This window comes from Maridesulfovibrio sp. (assembly GCF_963676065.1).
Classification (GTDB): Bacteria; Desulfobacterota; Desulfovibrionia; order Desulfovibrionales; family Desulfovibrionaceae; genus Maridesulfovibrio.
In genome coordinates this window covers 3586506-3606746 of record NZ_OY780933.1, presented here as the reverse complement: position 1 = coordinate 3606746, position 20241 = coordinate 3586506, and the positions used below count along the sequence as shown (strand labels likewise).

General features: G+C 44.6%; 17 protein-coding genes. 9 read left to right on the top strand and 8 right to left on the bottom strand.

The annotated features are described in order from the left end of the window. Window positions 1-1018 precede the first annotated feature (1018 nt). The 4 genes from glnH (at window position 1019) to ACKU35_RS16145 (ending at window position 3961) form a co-directional block, all read left to right on the top strand. Window positions 1019-1762: a glutamine ABC transporter substrate-binding protein GlnH gene (glnH, locus tag ACKU35_RS16160; RefSeq protein ID WP_319760812.1), complete on the top strand. Its 744-nt coding sequence runs from the start codon at window positions 1019-1021 to the stop codon at window positions 1760-1762. A 75-nt stretch (window positions 1763-1837) separates the two neighbouring features. After that, entirely contained in the window at window positions 1838-2506 is a 669-nt protein-coding gene (locus ACKU35_RS16155) for an amino acid ABC transporter permease (protein ID WP_319760810.1), read from the top strand. Window positions 2507-2510: 4 nt separating this feature from the next. Then, window positions 2511-3242, top strand: coding sequence for an amino acid ABC transporter ATP-binding protein (locus ACKU35_RS16150; protein ID WP_319760808.1), 732 nt, complete (start codon window positions 2511-2513; stop codon window positions 3240-3242). A gap of 143 nt (window positions 3243-3385) precedes the next feature. Further along, window positions 3386-3961 carry a calcium-binding protein gene (locus ACKU35_RS16145; RefSeq protein WP_319760806.1) on the top strand — a complete coding sequence of 192 codons (576 nt, stop codon included), beginning with the start codon at window positions 3386-3388 and terminating at the stop codon, window positions 3959-3961. A 162-nt stretch (window positions 3962-4123) separates the two neighbouring features. Here ACKU35_RS16145 and ACKU35_RS16140 read toward each other — a convergent pair whose 3' ends face one another. The 3 genes from ACKU35_RS16140 to ACKU35_RS16130 form a co-directional block, all read right to left on the bottom strand. Then, window positions 4124-5398 (bottom strand): hypothetical protein, encoded by a 1275-nt coding sequence (locus ACKU35_RS16140; RefSeq protein WP_319760804.1) that lies wholly within the window; start codon window positions 5396-5398, stop codon window positions 4124-4126. A 211-nt stretch (window positions 5399-5609) separates the two neighbouring features. Continuing rightward, window positions 5610-7448, bottom strand: a complete 1839-nt coding sequence (locus tag ACKU35_RS16135) for a UbiD family decarboxylase (protein WP_319760802.1) — start codon at window positions 7446-7448, stop codon at window positions 5610-5612. A 134-nt stretch (window positions 7449-7582) separates the two neighbouring features. Beyond that, window positions 7583-7960 carry a PH domain-containing protein gene (locus tag ACKU35_RS16130; protein WP_319760800.1) on the bottom strand — a complete coding sequence of 126 codons (378 nt, stop codon included), beginning with the start codon at window positions 7958-7960 and terminating at the stop codon, window positions 7583-7585. A 325-nt stretch (window positions 7961-8285) separates the two neighbouring features. Between ACKU35_RS16130 and ACKU35_RS16125 the strand changes: the two genes are divergently transcribed. The 4 genes from ACKU35_RS16125 to ACKU35_RS16110 all read left to right on the top strand — a co-directional run bounded on the left by ACKU35_RS16125 (window position 8286) and on the right by ACKU35_RS16110 (window position 12323). Next, a complete protein-coding gene (locus ACKU35_RS16125; protein WP_319760798.1) occupies window positions 8286-9140 on the top strand; it encodes an AraC family transcriptional regulator in 855 nt (284 codons plus the stop codon). A 68-nt stretch (window positions 9141-9208) separates the two neighbouring features. Beyond that, window positions 9209-9913, top strand: coding sequence for an HAD family hydrolase (locus tag ACKU35_RS16120; RefSeq protein ID WP_319760796.1), 705 nt, complete (start codon window positions 9209-9211; stop codon window positions 9911-9913). Window positions 9914-10066: 153 nt separating this feature from the next. After that, a complete protein-coding gene (locus ACKU35_RS16115) occupies window positions 10067-10450 on the top strand; it encodes a ferredoxin-thioredoxin reductase catalytic domain-containing protein (protein ID WP_319760794.1) in 384 nt (127 codons plus the stop codon). 178 nt (window positions 10451-10628) lie between these two features. Further along, window positions 10629-12323: an FAD-dependent oxidoreductase gene (locus ACKU35_RS16110; protein WP_319760792.1), complete on the top strand. Its 1695-nt coding sequence runs from the start codon at window positions 10629-10631 to the stop codon at window positions 12321-12323. Window positions 12324-12382: 59 nt separating this feature from the next. Here the strand turns inward: ACKU35_RS16110 and ACKU35_RS16105 are convergent, their stop codons facing one another. Both ACKU35_RS16105 and ACKU35_RS16100 read right to left on the bottom strand, forming a co-directional pair. After that, entirely contained in the window at window positions 12383-13555 is a 1173-nt protein-coding gene (locus ACKU35_RS16105) for an iron-containing alcohol dehydrogenase (RefSeq protein WP_319760790.1), read from the bottom strand. Window positions 13556-13788: 233 nt separating this feature from the next. Further along, window positions 13789-15138: a DEAD/DEAH box helicase gene (locus ACKU35_RS16100; RefSeq protein ID WP_319760788.1), complete on the bottom strand. Its 1350-nt coding sequence runs from the start codon at window positions 15136-15138 to the stop codon at window positions 13789-13791. A gap of 182 nt (window positions 15139-15320) precedes the next feature. On the opposite strand from ACKU35_RS16100, the gene ACKU35_RS16095 reads away from it, so the two are divergent. Then, window positions 15321-17573: a PocR ligand-binding domain-containing protein gene (locus tag ACKU35_RS16095; protein ID WP_319760786.1), complete on the top strand. Its 2253-nt coding sequence runs from the start codon at window positions 15321-15323 to the stop codon at window positions 17571-17573. Window positions 17574-17822: 249 nt separating this feature from the next. Here the strand turns inward: ACKU35_RS16095 and ACKU35_RS16090 are convergent, their stop codons facing one another. The 3 genes from ACKU35_RS16090 to ACKU35_RS16080 all read right to left on the bottom strand — a co-directional run bounded on the left by ACKU35_RS16090 (window position 17823) and on the right by ACKU35_RS16080 (window position 20113). Next, window positions 17823-18500, bottom strand: coding sequence for a recombinase family protein (locus ACKU35_RS16090; RefSeq protein ID WP_319760784.1), 678 nt, complete (start codon window positions 18498-18500; stop codon window positions 17823-17825). Between the two features lie 273 nt (window positions 18501-18773). Continuing rightward, window positions 18774-19403, bottom strand: coding sequence for a hypothetical protein (locus tag ACKU35_RS16085; protein ID WP_319760783.1), 630 nt, complete (start codon window positions 19401-19403; stop codon window positions 18774-18776). A 20-nt stretch (window positions 19404-19423) separates the two neighbouring features. After that, window positions 19424-20113, bottom strand: a complete 690-nt coding sequence (locus ACKU35_RS16080; protein WP_319760781.1) for a hypothetical protein — start codon at window positions 20111-20113, stop codon at window positions 19424-19426. Window positions 20114-20241 lie beyond the last annotated feature (128 nt).

Genomic DNA, 20241 nt, shown 5'->3' with positions numbered 1-20241 from the left:
ATGGCCTGTCTGAAAGGTTATTACTTTTTGTCAACACGTTACCTGTCTTAACTGTAGGGGCAGATATATCTAAAAGATAATGCTAATTAAATTTATAGCCGCACTCTCCGCCGAGGGCTTTAATGTCATCGATGTCGTTCTGGTTGATGGGAAAGAGTGAGCATACGCGAGGACGGCCTATGCTGTATATTCTACAAAAGTTGTGACGAGCCAAAAGAGGGCATCTGTATGCAAGGTTACAACATATGGCGCACTGGCGGCATGAGCCTGATCTTCGTGTCTTTTGGCGTTCTATATAGTCATGCATGAAAAAAATAATGAATTGACGACGAACTTTTCCATAAAAAATTCGAATTCTAAGCAATATGGCAATATAAATGTTATTTAAGTGTCTTAGAATGTGATTCATCTTGTCTCTCCAGATTTTGATATATTGTTTTGTATAGCATTGGCTCCTTTTTGTTAAGTAACAATTAGAGTTTATCTATATAATCCTTCATATATTTTCTCCGTTCGGAGAAGTTTTGGGTGTTTTTAGCCCGTTTTGCTGTAACCAATATTATTTAGTGCATTCATCTAAGCTCTGCTCATAGCAATAATTGAGCATAAAAACAGATAAGCGAATTGAGCTCAAGAATGCTTATCTGCGTTTGGGGTTAATTCGTCGACCGAAAACGATTGATTATGAGTTCATTTCGCGTGAAAAAGTGAGGCGATATATTTGTTATAAATAATGCGTGTGGTTGCAGTTATTTGGATATTAATCTGTGTCTTATATTAGTTAATTGTAAAAAAAATCCGTATAAAATGCGCGTAATCATAATCTGTTGGCTTTGTTTTGTGTTTTGATTAAATTTCTAATCGCGTAATATGCTGCCAATAACTTGAATTTAGTAGAGGAAAGTGCTAAATTTATTTAGTTCGGCAAATAATGTACTGATTATGTTCCTGTTGTTCGGTCTATCTTCATTTTTCTGATGAAGATTTTTTTAAAATGATTTTCAGTCTTGGAGGATTAATGAAAAAACTGTTTACACTCATGGCTGCTGCTATGATCACAGCCACCATTGTCGGAACTGCTTTTGCGGGTAAACTTACCGTTGCTTGTGACACCAGCTTCCCTCCTTTTGAGTTTAAAGATCCCGCTACCGGAACTCATACTGGTTTTGATGTTGAACTCTGGGATGCCATTGCCAAAAAAATCGGTGCTGAATATGACCTGCAGCCCATGGATTTCAACGGAATCATTCCCGGTCTGCAGTCCAACCAGTTGGATGTAGGTATCGCAGGTATCACCATCAAGCCTGAACGTGCTAAAGTTGTTGATTTTTCTGATGGTTATTATAATTCCGGTCTGCTTATCCTTGTTAAGAAGGACAACAATTCCGTTAAGGACATTGCTGACCTCAAAGGTAAAATTATTGCTACCAAACTCAGCACTTCTTCCGCTGACTTCGCTAAGAGCGCAAACGCAAAAGAAGTAAAGCTTTACCCCAACAATGACGCTATGTTCATGGAGCTCATGACCGGTGGCGCTGATGCTGTTATTTTTGATTCTCCGGTAATCGCTGATTTCATGCGTAAGGCCGGTAAAGGTCAGGTCAAGGTTGTAGGTCCTCTTTACAACGGCCAGAAGTACGGAATCGCTTTCCCCAAAGGAAGCGATCTTGTAGCCAAAGTTAACGCAGCACTGAAAGACCTGCGTAAAGACGGTACTTATCGTGAACTGTATGTAAAATGGTTTGGTACTGAGCCTAAATAATAAATACAACTATTCTATATGTTCAAAGGGGCGGCCTGAGTGTCGCCCCTAATTCTTTTTTAAACAGGGGTCGTAATGGCATTTGCATTTGACACTTCAGTTTTCTGGGACACTTTTCCCATGCTCATGCGTGGTCTCAAACTTACTGTTGAGATCACTGTCGGTGGTCTTTTTTTTGGTTTTCTGCTTGGAAGCGCAGCTGGTCTGATGAAGCTTTCCCGTAATTTTTTTACCCGGAAAATTGCAGGAGTTTACGTCGAGACCATCAGGGGAACTCCAATGCTGGTACAGGCGATGTTTCTTTATTACGGGGTTCCCATGGCTATTGGGATGCGTATTCCCCCTATGACCGCCGGTATTGTCATTATTGCCGTTAATTCAGGTGCTTATATCGCCGAGATTGTTCGTGGTGCTGTTCAGTCCATCAATTTGGGGCAGGTCGAAGCGGGAAGGTCCATCGGACTTACCAGCGCGCAGACTATGCGCTATGTTGTTTGGCCGCAGGCTCTCAAACGCATGATACCGCCACTTGGCAACCAGTTTATAATCAGTCTTAAAGATACCTCGCTGCTTATGGTTATCGGTGTAGGTGAGCTGATGAGAACCGGACAGGAAATCACATCCGTGAACTTCCGTGCCTTTGAAGTTTACCTCGCGGTTGCCTGTGTTTATCTTGTTATGACCCTTTCCATAGCGTTCGTAATGCGTCGCATTGAAAAAAAGCTTAATATTTCCCGGAGGTAATGAAATGATTGAGATTAAGAACCTTCATAAGTGCTTCGGGAAACTTGAAGTTATCAAAGGGATCGACCTCAAGGTTGAGTCCGGTGAAGTTGTCTGTATTATCGGGCCTTCCGGGTCCGGCAAATCCACTGTTCTTCGCTGCATCAATAAGCTTGAAGAACCCACTTCCGGCACGATTATCGTAGACGGTCATGATATTATGTCTTCATCGACCAATATTAATGAAGTGCGTACAGAAGCCGGTATGGTTTTTCAGCAATTTAACCTTTTTCCTCACATGACCATTCTTGAGAATGTGACTTTGGGACCTGTTAAGGTCCGTAAAATGGGTAAAAGCGATGCAAATGAACTGGGCCTGAAGTTGTTGGATAAGGTCGGGCTTAAAGATAAGGCTCACAACTATCCTGAGCAGCTTTCCGGTGGCCAGAAACAACGGGTCGCTATTGCTCGCTCTTTGGCTTTGCAGCCTAAGGTTATCCTTTTCGACGAGCCGACTTCCGCCCTTGATCCCGAGCTTGTGGGGGAGGTGCTTGAAGTAATGCAAAAGCTGGCCAAAGAAGGCATGACCATGATTGTTGTTACTCACGAAATGGGTTTTGCCAAGGAAGTTGCTGACCGTCTGATCTTTATTGATGAAGGAATCATACAGGAAGAAGGCGACCCCACAGAGGTTTTCGCCAACCCGAAGAATCCTAGATTAAAAGATTTTCTCGGAAAAGTTGTTTCCCATCTTTAGGGAAACATTATGTATCGATTTTTAGGGCAGTCTTTTGGGACTGCCTTTTTTTTGTCATTTGTTTTTGTTGAATGGGTTGACGTATTTGTTTCTTTGCTAAATAAGTGTAGTATCTCAAAATATAAAATATGGGAGGCTATTTGATGAAGAAATTTCTTAGTTGCAGCATTGTCGCTCTTGCATTTGTCCTGATGAGTTCTTTCGTTTTCGCTGACGGATGCCCTGAACTGCGTGGAACATGGGTAGGTACTGTTAAAATGATTGCCAAAGATGGCACGGTAAAGGAAAATAAAGCTGTTTTCGTAATCAGAAAACAGGACGGAAACCTCTTTACCGGTGAAAAAGCGTGGTTCGCAGCGAATAAGGAGAATCTCATTACCGAAGGTTTTAGCGGTATTGTTGGCGTAGATGGTGTGAGTCTTTATTTTGCTGAGCATGAGGATGGATACACTTTCGGTTCTTTGACTGGAAAGGAAAGTATGTCTCTTTATTATCTCGAGAATGGACGCAAGGCAAAGGTTATCTATTACAATATGAAGAGAGTCCACTTCGCCCGCGCGTTTGTGGATATTGATAAAGATGGTAGCAAAACTATAATTCGTTCCGAAATTGTTAAGGTTTACCCTATGAATGTTGAGCGGATTATGCGTGAAGCAGATGCGAATAAGGACGGTAAGTTAAGTAAAGATGAATGGGAAGAGTGGAAAAAAAATCAGTAAATAATCCCGGTTGATTTTAATTGTGAAAAGCACGGACTCAGGTCCGTGCTTTTTTTTGCCATTGGTAAAACAATCCTCTCATGAAGTAGGCCTGATTAAAGTAATCAAAGCTCTGGGGTTAATGCGGGGGCTCAGAAGCTGATTTTCAGAACTTTAGGCTGATTAATTTTGCACGAAGAATTTACGTTCAGCATCATTCAGGTAAGGGGAATCGAAATCTTTTCCGAAATATAGGTTGAAAACCATCATGTACACTTCATGCCTGCGGTTATGGTCGTTTGCGGTGTGCATCAGCGCATGGCATTCATTTGCAGTTGATAGCTGTTTCAGCTGTACCTGGTAAGGATGGCTGCTGAAGTTTTGAGTTATGATTTTCAGTAGTTCCTTAAAGTCTGCTTCCGTTCTGTTGAAAACGATAAGTACCATTTTGCATGAATGCCAATGGTTATTATCCAGCATGCGGCTCAGGGTATAAGTGAATCCTTCTTCGCACTGCCAGCTAAGGCATTTACCTTTGAAGGTAGCTTTGCTGTATATAGGTACATTGAAACCTGTTTTGCCGGAGCGATAGAAAATATCCTTATTATTCTTGCCGACGAAATGGGTATTAAGGTTAGATACTAAAATATTACGCAGATCCAGATCATTGTGCACGCTGTAGATTGCAGGTGTTCGTTCAAAGGTTTTGCCTGTATGGCGTAAGACTCTGATTATTCTGCTGAAAGCATCTTCTGAAATTACAGGATTTTTCAGAGTTGTTGGTGTGGAGTCCGAATTTGTATAGTCGTTGAGAATATTGTCTGGGAAAAAGTCTGTGGCTCCTTCTCTCGAGGTGAAGCAAAGTTCCACTATATCAGGTCGATCGCGTCTTTCCGCGATAGATTCTACTATCTTGTTGCGGAGTCTTTTCTCAAACATGGCTATGTCCTGAGCCTGCCATGAAAGGTATTTTTTTATCTTTGTGAAATTGCTTTTGAAGTGGGCTTTAAACGATGCGGGATCGGAATAAAGAGGACCTACATAATCTTTTACGATGCGGTCTCCCTTAATAGTAAAGCTGGGACCGCCGTGTTTGTAATTCATGCTCGGCCTGCTTACCAGAAGTCTTTTGTCACCTGAATATGGAACTTCTACCTGAACTACTATCCCTTCTTGTAAATCTGGTGGATTTTCTCCTTCAACCGGGAAATAAGGCTTGCCTGACGGGGTCATCTTGCAAGTTGAAATGGTGTGCATCCGAATATTTTCTTCGTCAAAAGTGATTTGCTCAACTGTGTTGAGCTGAACCAGTTTAGCAACAAGGTCAGTATCGGAAGTGGCAAGAAATTCCTTTTCCGGTATAGCTTCAACCTGCGGCATAATGCTGTTGTATATATTCTCAAGAATAATACTTAAATTACAGCTATTAAATAAGTTGTTTTTATGCTCTTTAACCATGTTCTGCCTCCTATGAGGCAACTTTTGACCCTTTTTTTGTGTTATTCTATTTAATGCACGGATTATACCAGAGATAGTGCTGTGTTGATAGAGAAAAAAGCCCCCATTTTAATCTAAACGGGGGCTTATTGCTATATTTTATTCTTTGATCTGATTAAAGTATATTAACCTGACGGTTCTATAGTGATTGTGTTTTTGCTCATATAGTTAATTAAATTAATCCATAAAGAGGTCCACCGGACGCTGCCAGCGCATCCACCCGCTTTTCTACTTCCGGGTCGGGATCAAGTGGCGGTGCTTGATGATTTTTCATTCTGGCATCGATGATAAGTGATTTTTCAGCTCCCCAGTGTTTCGCGTCAGTGAAAGCTCCGGCCCCGTAGATATCTGTTGCCGGGTCGGAGCGGGTGAAGGTTACCCAAAGGAAGTTTTCCCAATTTTTGGCTGTGAAGTCGCTATCGTCTACCACGACAATCATGGGGAACCCTTCGATTTCACGGGTATGGTTAAGGATTTCCCCAAGCTTCTCCACTTGCCGATCCTGTTCTCCGCGTTCTGATTCGCTTTTGCGACCTTTGATAATCATGATGCCGGGGGCGAATATCTTTGCTTCCCCAAAACCTTCGGGCAGGTTGGGCAGTTCCGGTAATTCTGTGGCAAGTTCACGTTTCTTTGATCCGGCAGCGGCAAATATAAGTTTTGATCCTTCATTGAATCCTGCGCCGGAGTAGTCAAGGGTATCAATGGTCGTACGGGTGATAAAGTGCAGATCCCTTCTGAGGTCGGCACGTTCCAGCATGTGCTTGAAAAAAATGGGAATATTATGGCAGTTCTCGCCACGTTGCATGTCTTCCTTCGCACCTATGAAAAGGTATTTTGCCAGTGCGGTCTGGGTATTTCCCAGCAGGGCCATGGCGTTGGTCAACAGTTCTTGCGGTTGGCGTTCCTCCGCGTAGGGGACATAACGCTCGCTGCCGACAGCCAGCAATAGCGGATGTACTCCGGCCACATCCACAGCGTGTACTTCATGGACTCCGGTGAAGACGGACGGCACCAGTTCGGAGGTTAGCTCATGGATGAAATCACCGAACATTGTATCTTCCTGCGGAGGACGGCCTACAGAAGTGAAAGGCCATATCGCGTCGCTGCGGTGGTAAACCTTATCTACCTTGAGAACCGGAAAGTCATGGGTCAGGCTGTAGTAGCCGATGTGGTCTCCAAAAGGTCCTTCGGGCTTTTGCTCATTGCTGATTGTGCCGCAGATGCAGAAATCAGCTTCAGCCGGAACAGGCAGTCCATTGGGGCGCATAACCATAGGGATACGGTGTCCGCCTAAAGCCCCGGCAAAGAAAATTTCCGCAATACCTTCAGGCAGGGGCATTACCGCAGCTATGCTCATCGCCGGTGCACCGCCTACCGCAATATTGACCTTTAGCCGTTTTCCATTTTTAAGGGCCTGAGCATGATGATGCCCGATGCTGCGGTGGATCTGGTAATGCAATCCGACTTCGGTGTTGGTGTAATCGTTGCCGGAAATCTGCACCCGGTACATTCCCATGTTTGATCCCGCGAATCCTGGATTACTGGGGTTCTCGGTATAGACCTGCGGCAGGGTGATAAATGCTCCGCCGTCCATTGGCCATGATTTAAGCTGTGGCAATTGGCTAAGGCTGGTTTCGTTGGCTGTTACCGGTCCGCTGGAAAGTTTACGCGGCAGTGTGTGATAAGCTGTTCTCGGCGCGCCGAGATATTTCCACGGGCATTTCATCGCTTCCATCGGGTTTAGTTTAAGCTTCATGAGTCGTTCAACGGTTTGAATCGTGTCGCGAAAGATGAAGTGCAGTCGTTCTTTTGTCCCGAAAATATTTGCCGCCATGGGGAATTTACATCCCTTTACATTGGTAAAGAGCAGGGCCGGACCGCCTGCCTGAAAGACGCGGCGCTGAATGACTCCGGCTTCAATTTCAGGGTCAATCTCCTGGTCTATGCGTAGCAGATCACCTTTGGCTTCCAGTGCATCAAGGCATTCTTTTGTGTTTTTGTATCCCATTATATTTACCTTGTTTTGTTGTTATGTTCGTGCGGGAGAGTGTATGTATTCAGGAAGCGGTAGGCAAGTTTTATAAGCCATAAAAAAACCTGCCGGTATAAGGGCAGGCTTTTGTATGACAAATGTGTTTTTAATTACTTTAAAACCTTATTTGCGAGCAGTTTCTGGATGCCTACCACATCGCTTCCTCTTTTCAACTCTTTGGTGATGGGTTCATGACGACCGGATACCCACATTTTAAGTTCAGAATCCATGTCGAAATGTCCCGCTGTTTCCACACAAAAAGTGGAAATGGATTTGTAGGGGATAGAAAGGTACTCTACCTTTTTCCCGGTCAGGCCCTGTTTATCTATGAGGATAAGTCTGCCGGAAGTAAAAACGTACATATCCCGGATAACCTTGAAAGCCCGTTCGACCTTTTCGCTGTCGCCCATTATAGGGGAAAGCTCTTCTTCTACGTCTTCAACGGTTATTTCTGATGCATTGCCCATTAATCCGTCAAGAATTCCCATGATTACTCCATTTGTTTAATATGATTATTGTTCGTAAGATAAAATAATTATTGAAAATATTTTCGCCGATAAAGTTTGAATCCTTAAACCCGCAATTCATTAATAATACCGCGCCGAAAAGGAAAGGCATATTTTTGTAAAACAGCGGTCAAAATTCATAATGAAGTAATCTTAGCTGATTTGTTTTTTTCAGTCACTATGAACTATCTTATTATTGTTCAATGACGGATGGAAAAGTTGCTTTTATAATTCTTGATGATTGTTCACTTACAGTGTTAAAAATACCGCCATGCAGGAAACAATCACTCCAGATAACGCTGAAAACATGTTTGATTTTGAACCCGATTTTAAAATATATCCCTTTACTGACGGCACCGGGTGTCCGATAAGCGATATTCAGGAACCGCACCTGCATGATTTTTATGTTGTGCATTATGTTGTGTCCGGTCATGGCAACTGCGTAATTGATTTCGAGACATACGACATTATTTCCGGATCTTTGTACTTTGTGTCACCTGGGCAGCTGCATCTGTGGAACCCGGAAGACGGAATCGAAGGGTTTGTGATGGTTTTCAGTGCCGAGTTTTTGAATTTTCCTGAAGGGCCGGTGCATAATATTTTTGAGCTGGTTTTTTTCAACAGTGTCGTCAACTCGCCCATGCTTATGCTTGCAACAGGGCAGAAAGAGGAATTGGCGGTGGTTATGGCGAGTTTATGCCGGGAATATAGTTTAAGGAAGCCGGGGTTTGAAATCGTGGTGCGATCTTATTTTCATATTCTTATGGTTAATTTGAAACGTCTTTTCGCAAACATGTCTCAGAGTCCCGGGGGCAGAACTGAAAATCGTATTGTGCGTGAATTCAAGAAACTTGTTATTTCGGAGCACGGTTCCCTGCTGCGCGTTCAGGATTACGCTGAAATGATGAATATCAGCGTGAGCAGGCTCAGCGCGGTAATTAAAGAAGCCACCAGCCTCACGCCGGGTCAGATAGTGCGTAATGAACTGGTGAATTCCGCTAAGCGCATGCTGGCCAATTCCGATCTTAATGTTTCAGAAATATGTTATAGCTTAAAATTTGAAGACCCCTCGTATTTCGGGAGATTTTTTAAACGGGAAACAGGATTTACTCCTTCTGTATTTCGTGAACACATTAGAGGAAAATATCATCAACTAAAATAATGTTGTCCTTTAGTTTTATATTTGACTTGTCGGAGCGGGTGGTTAAGTTTTTGCTAAAGGAGAGTTCAATGTTTCATGGAAAAGTAAAGGCCGTAGCATTTGACGCAGACGATACCTTGTGGATTAACGAACCTTTTTTTGCCCGGGTCAAGGCTGATGTAGCGGAAATGATGTCCGGATATGTTTCTCCCGAAAAATTTACCAAGGTTCTTGAGCAGACCCAGTCCCGAAATATCGCGGTGTTTGGATATGGGGTGAAATGTTTTGTTATTTCCATGATCGAGACTGCCAATGCCGTTACCAGCGGTAAAATAAAAGGTCTGGAAATCGAGCAGATTATTGAACTCGGCAGGAGTATGATGACTAATCCCGTGGAACCCATTGAGGGGGTCGAGGAAGTTCTGCGTGTCCTCGGCGGTGATTACAAACTCCTGATGATCACCAAAGGCGATGTGGCTGAGCAGCAGCGCAAGATCAGCCTTTCCGGAATGTCTTCATATTTTGATCATATCGAAATACTTAGCGAGAAAGATGAAGCCGCATATAGAGGGATTCTCAGCAAATACAGCATTAACCATGATGAATTTCTCATGGTCGGTAATTCTGTGAAGTCCGATATTCTGCCGGTTGTTGGGATCGGCGGTTGTGCCGTGCATATTCCATTTCACACAACTTGGGTGCATGAAGTCGTTTGTGAAGACGATCTTTGCGGTCATAAGTATGTCGAGCTTGGCAGTGCCTGCGAACTCCTTCCTTTATTATCCGTTTCGTAATTAAAGGAATATATTGAGCATTTTTATTCGTTGCTTCACCCTTTCCATCTGTTGGAATGAATGTTAATACATCGCTGTCTACGCATGAGGGAATGCATTGGTTTTTTTAGTGCGTAGTTTCTGCGATAACTATCAATAAACAAGGTAAAAGCATTGTCTAAGCCTACAGAAAAAAGTGTAAAACTGGTTTCCACTTATGTGGATAAATACTGCAAACGTACCGGACTCAACCTTCATCCCATGAAGGATGTCTCAGAAGCAGTGACTACCGGACTGGCCATGCATCTTGATGAACTTAAACGTCCTCTTTGTCCCTGTAGGTTCTACCCGGACAAACAGCAGGCGGTTGCAGAGCGTGAATGGCTTTGTCCCTGTTCGGATATGAAGGAATACAAGTATTGTCACTGTATGCTTTTTGTTAATAAAGACGGTATGCCTGTAACCGAGCATCTTCCGGAAGGGCATGACGGACGCGAAACATACGGTGAAATCGCCGATCCGGCCCCGGAAAAAATGCATCGCAAGTTGCCGAATTAAAAAGCACCGATTTTATTTAAAACAGAACGGGCATATACTTTTAAGTATGTGCCCGTTCTGTTTTTTTATGCAGATAGTTGTTTTTTTCAGAACTAAAAGTATTTATGTTGATCTCGATCAATGGTTTTTATCATGGATTGGGGTATAGAGATTCAACAGCTTATAAAAGGAGATACATATGAGTTCGAGAAAGATAGTAGTTGTCGGAGGTTCCGCTGCCGGACCAAAGGCCGCAGCCCGTTCTAAACGCCTTGATGAGGGGGCTGAAGTAACTTTGCTGCAGAAAGCACCGGAACTTTCCATGGCCTCCTGCGGTTATCCGTATTACATCGGCGGTAATTTTGATGAGCGTGACGCTCTTCTTGCCACCCCTACCGGAGTGGTTCGTGATGAAGGATTTTTTGCCGCAGCCAAAGACGTGAATGCCAGAGTAAATACTGAAGTCACCGCCATTGACCGCCGGAATAAGACTCTTGCATGCATCGATGTGATCACCGGGGAAAAATCAACTGTAGAATATGATAAACTGGTACTTTGCACCGGAGCAACTCCGCGTCGTCCGCCCATTCCCGGAATCGATCTTGAAGGAGTGCGGTCTCTTTCCGAAATGCGCGATGCTGACAAACTGCGTGAGTTGGTTGATTCCGGTAAGGTCAAGGATGCGGTTATTGTTGGCGGTGGATTGATTGGCATCGAGGTTTGTGAGGCTCTTTCCAATTCGGGCATGAATGTGAATGTTGTTGAAATGCTTTCGCAACTGCTGATGTTCCTCGACTGGGAAATAGCCAAGCTGGTGGAAAAACATGTCGCTTCCAAAGGTGTTACCGTACACACAGATAACGGCGTGTCTGAATTTATAGGCGAAAACGGCAAGTTGACCGGTGTTAAGCTCAATGACGGATCTGTTGTTCCTTGCGAACTGGCTGTTGTCGCTATCGGAGTGGTTCCCAATACTAAGCTGGCCGACGAAGCCGGGATTGAACTCGGCGGTTTCGGCGGCATAGCTGTCGATGATTTTATGCGTACTTCCGATCCTGATATTTACGCGGCCGGGGATTGCGTTGAAATCAACCATCGAATTACCGGCAAAAAAACTTTTGCACCTTATGGTGACCTCGCTAATCTCGAGGCTCGCGTGGTTGCGGACAACATCGCCCGTGGTAATAAACATAAATTCCCCGGAACTGTTAATAGCGGTATCTGCAAGGTTTTTGATCTCAGCGCCGGGGCAACGGGGCTCTCCGAGCAGCGGGCTAAGGCTGAAGGGTTCAATGTTGTCACCGCCACCAATGCCAGTCCTGATAAGCCAGGATTCATGGGAGCCAAACTGCTGGTCTCTAAAATGGTTGCCGATGCCGATACCGGACGTATCCTCGGTTTCCAATGCGTAGGTCCGGGCGAAGTCAACCGTCAGCTTGCAGAGGCAGCTATGGCTGTGATGAACGGCAATACTATCTATGAAATCGGTATGGCTGATCTGCCTTACGCGCCTCCGTTTTCACTGGCCATTGACCATTTTATTACCACCGCGCATATTCTGGATAATAAAATTGCCGGACAAATGACCGGGATCAGTAACGCTCAGGTTAAGGAAAAGATGGATGCAGGCGAGAAGCCTTTCATTCTGGATGTGCGCTCGCCCAAGGAATTTGAAGAGATGCGTCTCAACATTGGTGAGAATCTTATCCCTCTTGGCAAATTACGTAATTCCCTTGATCAACTGCCGCAAGACAAGGAAACGGAAATTATAACTTTCTGCAAAATATCCATGCGCGGTTACGAAGCTCAACGGGTGCTGGAAGCATGCGGCTGGACTAACGTAAAAGTTATGGAAGGCGGGATTATGGCTTGGCCGTTCAAGGTAGAAATGTAATTTCGAGTAAGATTTGGTTTTTGTAAATTGGGCCGTAGCAAACGCTACGGCCCATTTTTTTAGAGTGCCGTCTCAAGCATTTTGCGAGAAACTTCAAGGGTGACATCTCCCCGTTCAGAGAGCTGGGTCATGCCGTGTTTTTCGAGATTGGCGATAACCCGGTCAATGATATCGGGACCAATATCGTATGCGGAAAGTCTGGTTGCCATGCCGATGCTGTTAAAGAATGCTTCGGTCTTGGAGATGGCCTGATCAATGCGTGTATCATCATCGCCTTCGCGAATATCCCAGACTCGTTCTGCGTACTGAATAAGTTTTTCCCTTTTTTCAGTGCGGCGTATTTTCCAGTTGGCGAGCTGCATTACAGCCAGGGTTTTGGCGTGATCAAGTCCTGTCAGTGCGGTGAGTTCATGACCGATCATATGGGTGGCCCAGTCCTGGGGAACTCCTGATCCGATAAGGCCGTTTAAGGCCATGGTGGAGCACCATACGAGGTTGGCCCGGGCATCATAATTCTCAGGTTCATTGACGGTAGTTTCACCTATTTCTATCAGTGTCTGCAAAATGCCTTCCGCAGTGCGGTCCTGAAAGCGGGCATCCACTGGATAGGTCAAGTACTGTTCAATCGTATGGATGAATGTATCTACAACACCGTTTGCCACCTGAGTTTTAGGCAGTGTGAAAGTAATTTTCGGATCAAGTATGGAAAATTTCGGGAAAGTATGGGTGGAGAAAACCGGTAGTTTATCTTCGCCGTCGCTGATAACGGCTCCGTTATTCATTTCTGAGCCGGTAGCGGGAAGGGTGAGTACCGTGCCGAAAGGTATAGCGTAATCAACAGGAACAGGGGTAAAACCGAAAGCCATCAGTTCCCGTTCTCTTCCTTCATATTCTTTTGCCGGAGCAGCCAGCGCAATGAATTTTGTGCCGTCAATAACGGACCCTCCGCCCACTGCAAGGAGGAAGTCAATTTTTTCGGCACGGACGATCTTGATTGCTTCCATAAGCACTTCAAATCTGGGATTCGCCGGGATACCACCAAATTCATTAACGGTTCTTCCGTTTTTGGTAAGTTCAGCCTTAACACGGTCAAGTAGTCCGGTCTTTTTGGCACTGCCGCCGCCGTAGGTAATAAGAACTTTTGCCTCTTTGGGGATAAGGTTATCCAATTCCTGAAGCTGGCCTTCACCGAAAATTATGTTGGTAGGATTGTAAAAAGAAAAATTGAGCATATCTACTCCTGCTTTTTGATGGTATTAAAATGCTAAAAAGATTAATGATATTCGTAGCGAACGCCTAACTGCCGAGTAATAGTCTTTTTTTGCGCGAAAGGCGTGTTTTTTGGGCCTGTCTTTGAGTATTAATAATTGTAATAGTTTAAAAAGTCACTGTTTAAAGTGGATTAAGTGACTGCATATGGCGTGTTTGAGATATAAACCGTATGAATTAATGGGGTTCTTCAGATTTAAATAATTTCTTCATAAATTTTCTGCCGCAGGCCGGCACTGTGTTTTAAAACGCCTACTTCAATATCTACAAAATCATATAGCCGGGGACGTTTGCCGTCAGCCGGACGAAGAATTCTCCCGATAATCTGGACAAGTCTGCCTTTCGACTTGATGGGCGAGCAGAGGAAAAGGGTGGATAATCCCTGACAATCAAAACCTTCCCCAATGAGCGAGGCGGTGCTGGCCAGTACTTTTATTTTTCCGGCATTGAGGTCGTTAATAATTTCTTCACGTTCTCCGGTGGGGGTTTTGCCCGTTAAAACAGCAACTTCTATGCCCTGATCAAATAGAAGATCAGAAAGAGCGTCCAAATGGGCGGTGCGGTCCGCCACCAGCAGCAGGGTCCCCTGATTCTGCTCCAGCTCTTTGGCTACGCAGGAGGCGATTATTTTGTTGCGGGGGTAGTCTTCGGCAATGGCTGTCATCATCAGAGAGTATTCATCAGAGGGGTTTCCGGCGAATCTGAAAGCGGTTTCCACTGTAAAAATTTCCGGTTTGAGGATTGCTCCTGTATTGCGCAGCAGATCCGGGTTGACCCTGTGTACTACCGGTCCGAGAGTGAGATTGATCATCCTGTCCAGTCCATCCGCACGGTAGGGAGTGGCGGAAAGGCCTGTCAGGTATTTTGCGTCGAAATTCTTTACCACTTTCTGAAAAGTGCTGGCCGGGGTGCGATGGCACTCATCCACCACGATGTGTCCAAAAGTCTTTTTCAAATCTTTTAAACGATTACGGGCAGTCTGAATGGTCGCTACTGTCAGAGGTTTTACATTAAACTTACCGCCTCCGATCTGTCCTGCTTCAATCCCGAGAAACTGGTGGATCCTATCTATCCACTGCAAGAGCAGTTCCTTGGTATGCACTATTATCAGGCAGGGCTGTTTGCGTTCCGCGATGAGAGCTAAGGCCATGACTGTTTTTCCGGCTCCTGTACCTGCCTCCAGCAACCCCTGAGTCTGATTGGAAAAGGCTTTAAGGGCGATCTGTTGATAGGGGCGCAGCTCTCCAGTGAAAGAAAAATCAACAGGCTCAAGCTCCAACCTTTTATCTTCATAACTAGGCTCAATGTCGGCAGCCTTGGCAATCTGATGGAGTTCAATGCCAAATCCGCGCGGGCAGTGCAGGCGTTTTTTTCGGTCGCCGGACCACATTTTAATATATTTGGGAATGCGCTTTCCAACCCGGCCTCGATACTTGATTGCATTGATATAATCTGGATTCATCAAGGTAAGAGCTTCCTTGATTTCGTCTACGAGTTCTTCCGGCGCGTCGGTTATGATCAGGTCTTTTGATATTTCGATCAGCATAAATACTCCTGTTGCTGCCGGTCTATCTTATGGCGCAGAACAAGTCGACCATGAATATCCGGGAAAGTTCTTTTTGCCTGTTTTAGGCAAGCCGTCTCTTTTACAGTATGAATTGTTTTGCGTTTTTTCCTTTTTAAGTTAATGTATTTTTAAAATTTAAAACTCAGGATTGAAACGCAGCAATGGACGAGAATGAAAGAGCTAGCTTATTGAATGAACTGAAGACGATTCGGGGCCGTGCTGAAGAGATTGAGGCTGAATTAGGCTTATGCGCTGAAGATCGCATTGGAACCGAGTGTACGTATTGCAGTGAAAACAATGAATTTTTCCGTACGTTAATAGATACAATCCCTGATTTGGTCTGGGTAAAGGATCTTCAGGGAGTGTATTTGGCGTGCAATGAAGCTTTTGAACTCTTTTTCGGGGCCGCTGAGTCGAAAATAGTAGGTAAAACCGACTACGATTTTGTTGATAAAAAATTAGCCGATTTTTTCCGCATGAATGATAAAAAAGCCATGAAAAGCGGTCGGCCCAGTATTAATGAAGAATGGATTACAATTGCAGCTACAGGAAAGAGGACGCTGGTTGAAACAATAAAGACTCCCGTAGAAAATGATGCCGGCAATGTAATAGGTATTCTTGGGGTTGCAAGAGATATTACGGACCGAAAATTAACTGAAGACGGACTTAAAAAGCAGTTGAAGCTGCTGACGCAACCATCAGGAGAATCGGCAGAAATAGAGTTTGCAGATTTATTCGATATCAATGATATACAGCGCCTGCAGGATGAATTTTCAGATGCGACCGGAGTTGCTTCTCTTATCTGTGATACGACAGGGAATCCTATTACGAAACCAAGTTGTTTTTGCCAGTTATGTTCGATTATCCGCGAGACCGTCAAAGGAAATGAAAATTGTCGAAAGTCTGATGCTGCCTTGGGACGGCCCAAAAGGGGCGGGCCCACTATTCATTTATGCTTGAGCGGAGGATTGTGGGATGCTGGTGCGGCGATTACTGTAGGTGGAACACATGTCGCTAATTGGCTTATCGGGCAGGTGCGTGATGAAAATCATACTGAAGAAGATATTCGTGCCTATGCCCGTGAAGTAGGGGCCGATGAAGAATTAGTGGCGGTAGCTTTTCACAGCACTCCCTCCATGTCACATAAGAAATTTCGTCAGATATCGCGGGTACTTTACACGCTTGCAAGTCAGCTTTCAGATATAGCATACCAAAATATCCGACAGGCACGTTTTATCCATGATCTGACAGTAACAGAAAGTAAGCTGAATGATACTCGTAATTATCTTTCAAGTATCATTGATTCCATGCCTTCTCTGCTCATCGGTGTGGATGTGAACTGCAAAGTTACGCAATGGAACGCTGAAGCACAAAGGACGACCGGTTTTTCTGTTCAGGAGGCTCTAGGGCGATCATTGTATGAAGTTCTACCGCGCATAAAAACAAGAAGCCAGTCTGTTGATGCCGCGATAGTATCCAAAACTCCCAGTTCCTTTTCTCTGGAAACAAGTCAGAAGGGGGGCAGCGTTAAATATGAAAATGTTACCGCTTATCCATTAGTCGCTGATGGAGTGGAAGGAGCAGTGCTTCGTGTTGATGATATTACTGAGCGTATCAACATGGAAAAAATGATGATTCAATCTGAAAAGATGTTATCAGTCGGTGGTCTGGCAGCGGGAATGGCTCATGAGATCAATAATCCGCTGGCCGGAATACTGGGAGCCGTCAGTAATATTAAAAAGAGAATTTTCAGTGATATTAAGGCAAACGGGCAGGTAGCTGAGGGGTGTAGGATTTCTTTGGATAATGTAAGGAATTACCTCCGGGAAAGGGAAATTCCCCGTATGCTTGATGGTATTCAGGAATCAGGAACCCGTGCCGCGAATATTGTCCATAACATGCTAAGTTTCAGTAGAAAAAGTGAAATGGATTTTCAAAAGCATGACCTTATAGAGCTTCTGGAAAAAACTCTGGAACTGGCAGCTAGTGATTATGATTTAAAAAAACAGTATGATTTCAAGGCCATTGATGTTGTGCGTGATTATGACCACTGTGTTCCACCAGTTATGTGTGAAAAGAACGAATTGTTGCAGGTCTTTTTGAATATCTTTAAAAATGGCGCTGAAGCGATGGCGGAGAAAGACTACAGTGATGGTCGGGCTCGTTTTATATGCAGGGTTAAGCGTGATGATTCGTTCGCGGTTATCCAGATAGAGGATAATGGCCCCGGAATGAACAAAGAAACCCTTAAGCGCATTTTTGATCCTTTTTACACCACTAAACAGGTTGGTCAGGGTACCGGACTTGGTTTATCCGTTTCTTATTTCATAATTGCTGAGCACCATAACGGAATGCTTAAGGTGGATTCCGAACCGGGAAAGTGGACCCGTTTTACGATCCGGCTGCCGTTGTAAGAATAAATCACCTATTGCTGTTTTTTTGCAATAGAAAAGGGTTTAGGAAATTAATCCTAAGCCCTTGTTTTTATTGTGGCGGAGAGGGTGGGAAAAGATTGATGCCCTTTCTGTAAGGTCTCCACTTTATTGAACATTAATCCGTAAATGCGGGGTCGTTAACTCTCTGTCCGTGTACCCATATCGTGAGACTGCTGTCAAGCACGGGTCGTTCTAAGATAGACACGTGAAAAAAGAGAAATATTCAATTTAAGCCAGCTCAAGACGTTTCAGTAATCGTTGAACGCTGGCAGCATACCATTTACCTCCACGAAGAGTTCTGATGCTGTTTCTATTGAGCTCCGTCGCAATCCCATTGGCGCTGGTGATCCCTTGTTCGAGCAGTTTGGTAATCTGACCACGAAGGCGTTCTGCATTATGATTTGCATTGGCCTTGATCTTTTTGACAGCAGGACCGTTTCCAAGTCCTCGGAGATGTTCAGCTCCTTTAGGATTACCTAGCTTAACACCTCGGGATTTTGCAGCAGCCAGAGCAGCTTTTGTTCGCTCTGAAATACGTTTACGCTCTTCCTGTGCCATTAACGCCATAATACCTACTGTAAGCTCGTTGGCTTCAGGCATATCGGCACATACAAAGCGGACACCAGAACGTTGAAGACCGAGCAAAAAGTATGCGTCACGAGACAGACGGTCGAGCTTTGCGATAAGGAGTGTGGCTCCAGTCAAATCACAATACTCAAGAGCTTGCTTCAGTTCAGGACGGTCATCATTCTTTCCGCTCTCAACTTCGACGTATTCTTCAAGAAGTTCCAGCTGACCGCCATTGAGATAGTCTTCGACTGCCTTGCGTTGGGCCTCGATGCCAAGACCACTTCGTCCCTGTTTTTCTGTGCTCACACGAAGGTAGGATACGAATTTTCCGTCCACGATTAACTCCTTTTCAATTTGCATAACGTTCGTTTGGCAATTTGATAAACAGAAAAAATAATAATGTGTCAATAGTCTTTGGGCACGATTAGTAAGCATGGTCAGGCCATAATTTAATAAATTTACAAGCAGCTAACTTATATAATTTTGAAGGGCCGGGTAGGGGGGAAACTTGGAAAGGATAATATCAGAAAGGCGCTCAGATTTTTGTAGTAAAATATGCTGAGGTATTATCAAGGGGGAGGACGCAACGGCCCTCGCCCCACTTTGGATTTAGTTGTTTGTTGAGATTGAAGATAGCTTTCTGCCGTCGATCATCTCGATCTCACCTTTGTTAATCATCGTATTGATCTCTTCGACTGAGACGTTCAGCTCATTGGTTATATTGCCAAGTGAGTAAAACACATTGCCTTGGGAATCGTGATGGGTAAGCTGAATTCCAGGGAACATCTCTGCTAATTTGTCGTCGATCATTTCTTTGATTTCTCCAGGTGCCATTGAGCAGAACGCGCCAAAAGCCTCAGCCGCCAATTCAGAATCAGTCTGTTTGACATATTCCAGCGCTGTTAAGACTGAAACGACCTCATCAAAGTCGGAGAAGTCCAGTTCACCTTTCAGGCGTTCCACTTCCTTCCTGTAGGCTGCACGAAGGTCATCCAGTAACTGAATCTTAGGCATGAATTCATTCATCCGTTCGCCCAATTCACGGCGAGATTCCATAGTCGATTTGACGATCGCTTCTGCATATTCAGTAATACACTGAAGCTGGAGTCCGGTTTCTTGCTCGCACCAGTCCAAGAGTTTTTCCATTTTGCAGTCATAGTCTTCATACTCATTTTCCAGAGTAGCAATCAGGATGTCTGTCAGTTCGCAGTCGTTGGCAAAGGTAATGTTTTTATTCATAGGTTTAACTCCTTATATTTTTAGTTGTGGCTAAAGGGCACGTGGTATCCGTCAATATCGCAGCGCAGGAAGTCGTGCTTCTTGTTTTCATCCTGCGCGATATGTTTAGCGATCCTCAGCGCCAGTGCGCCGAGCTTGGAATGGCAAAGGCGCTCGGAAAGAAAATCCCGAACGCCTACCGTGATGCGATCTTGCCTGAAATGAGTTGTATGATCTCTTTTTGTTGGAGCCAGGCGTAAAAGCCTGACAACCAATTGATGCCTGAAGTGTCTGTCACTCCTGAAGTTTGCTGGGTCCAATTCCTGATAGAGGAACATGGCGACGATGGTTGCCAGCATTTCTTGGGGAGTGACTTTATTTTCCCTTAGATGAACTAACCAGTTATTTGTTCTCTGCCATGGAGCCATCTCTCCTGACCTGACTCGTTTGGGGCGAGCTGAGTCCAGAAGACGTTGAAGCACGTTACATGCTCCTTCTATGGCTGGATGATGTTCGTGCTCTTCAATGAACCTATTGACCGAGGACAAGTAAGGTGAGAGCTCTCTTTTCCCTACAGTATGACCTTGAGGATGGCCTGTGCGCTGGCAACGGTCATCATGTATTTCACAGTAGCGTCCCCATTTCTGACTGGGATTGTAACAACCGGGGACATCACATGTTCTTCTTGATGTTCTGCATTGGGCGAGACGAATCCTTGAAGGTGTTGACATAGAACCTCCTTGAATTTGAGCCTGTAGGTCAGGCGGTTATGATATGAGTGGTAGACAGTGGAGAGTGGTTTCCGGTTTCCAGCCTATAAGGGTAAAGAAACTGGAAACTAAGAGAGGGTAGGAAGAAT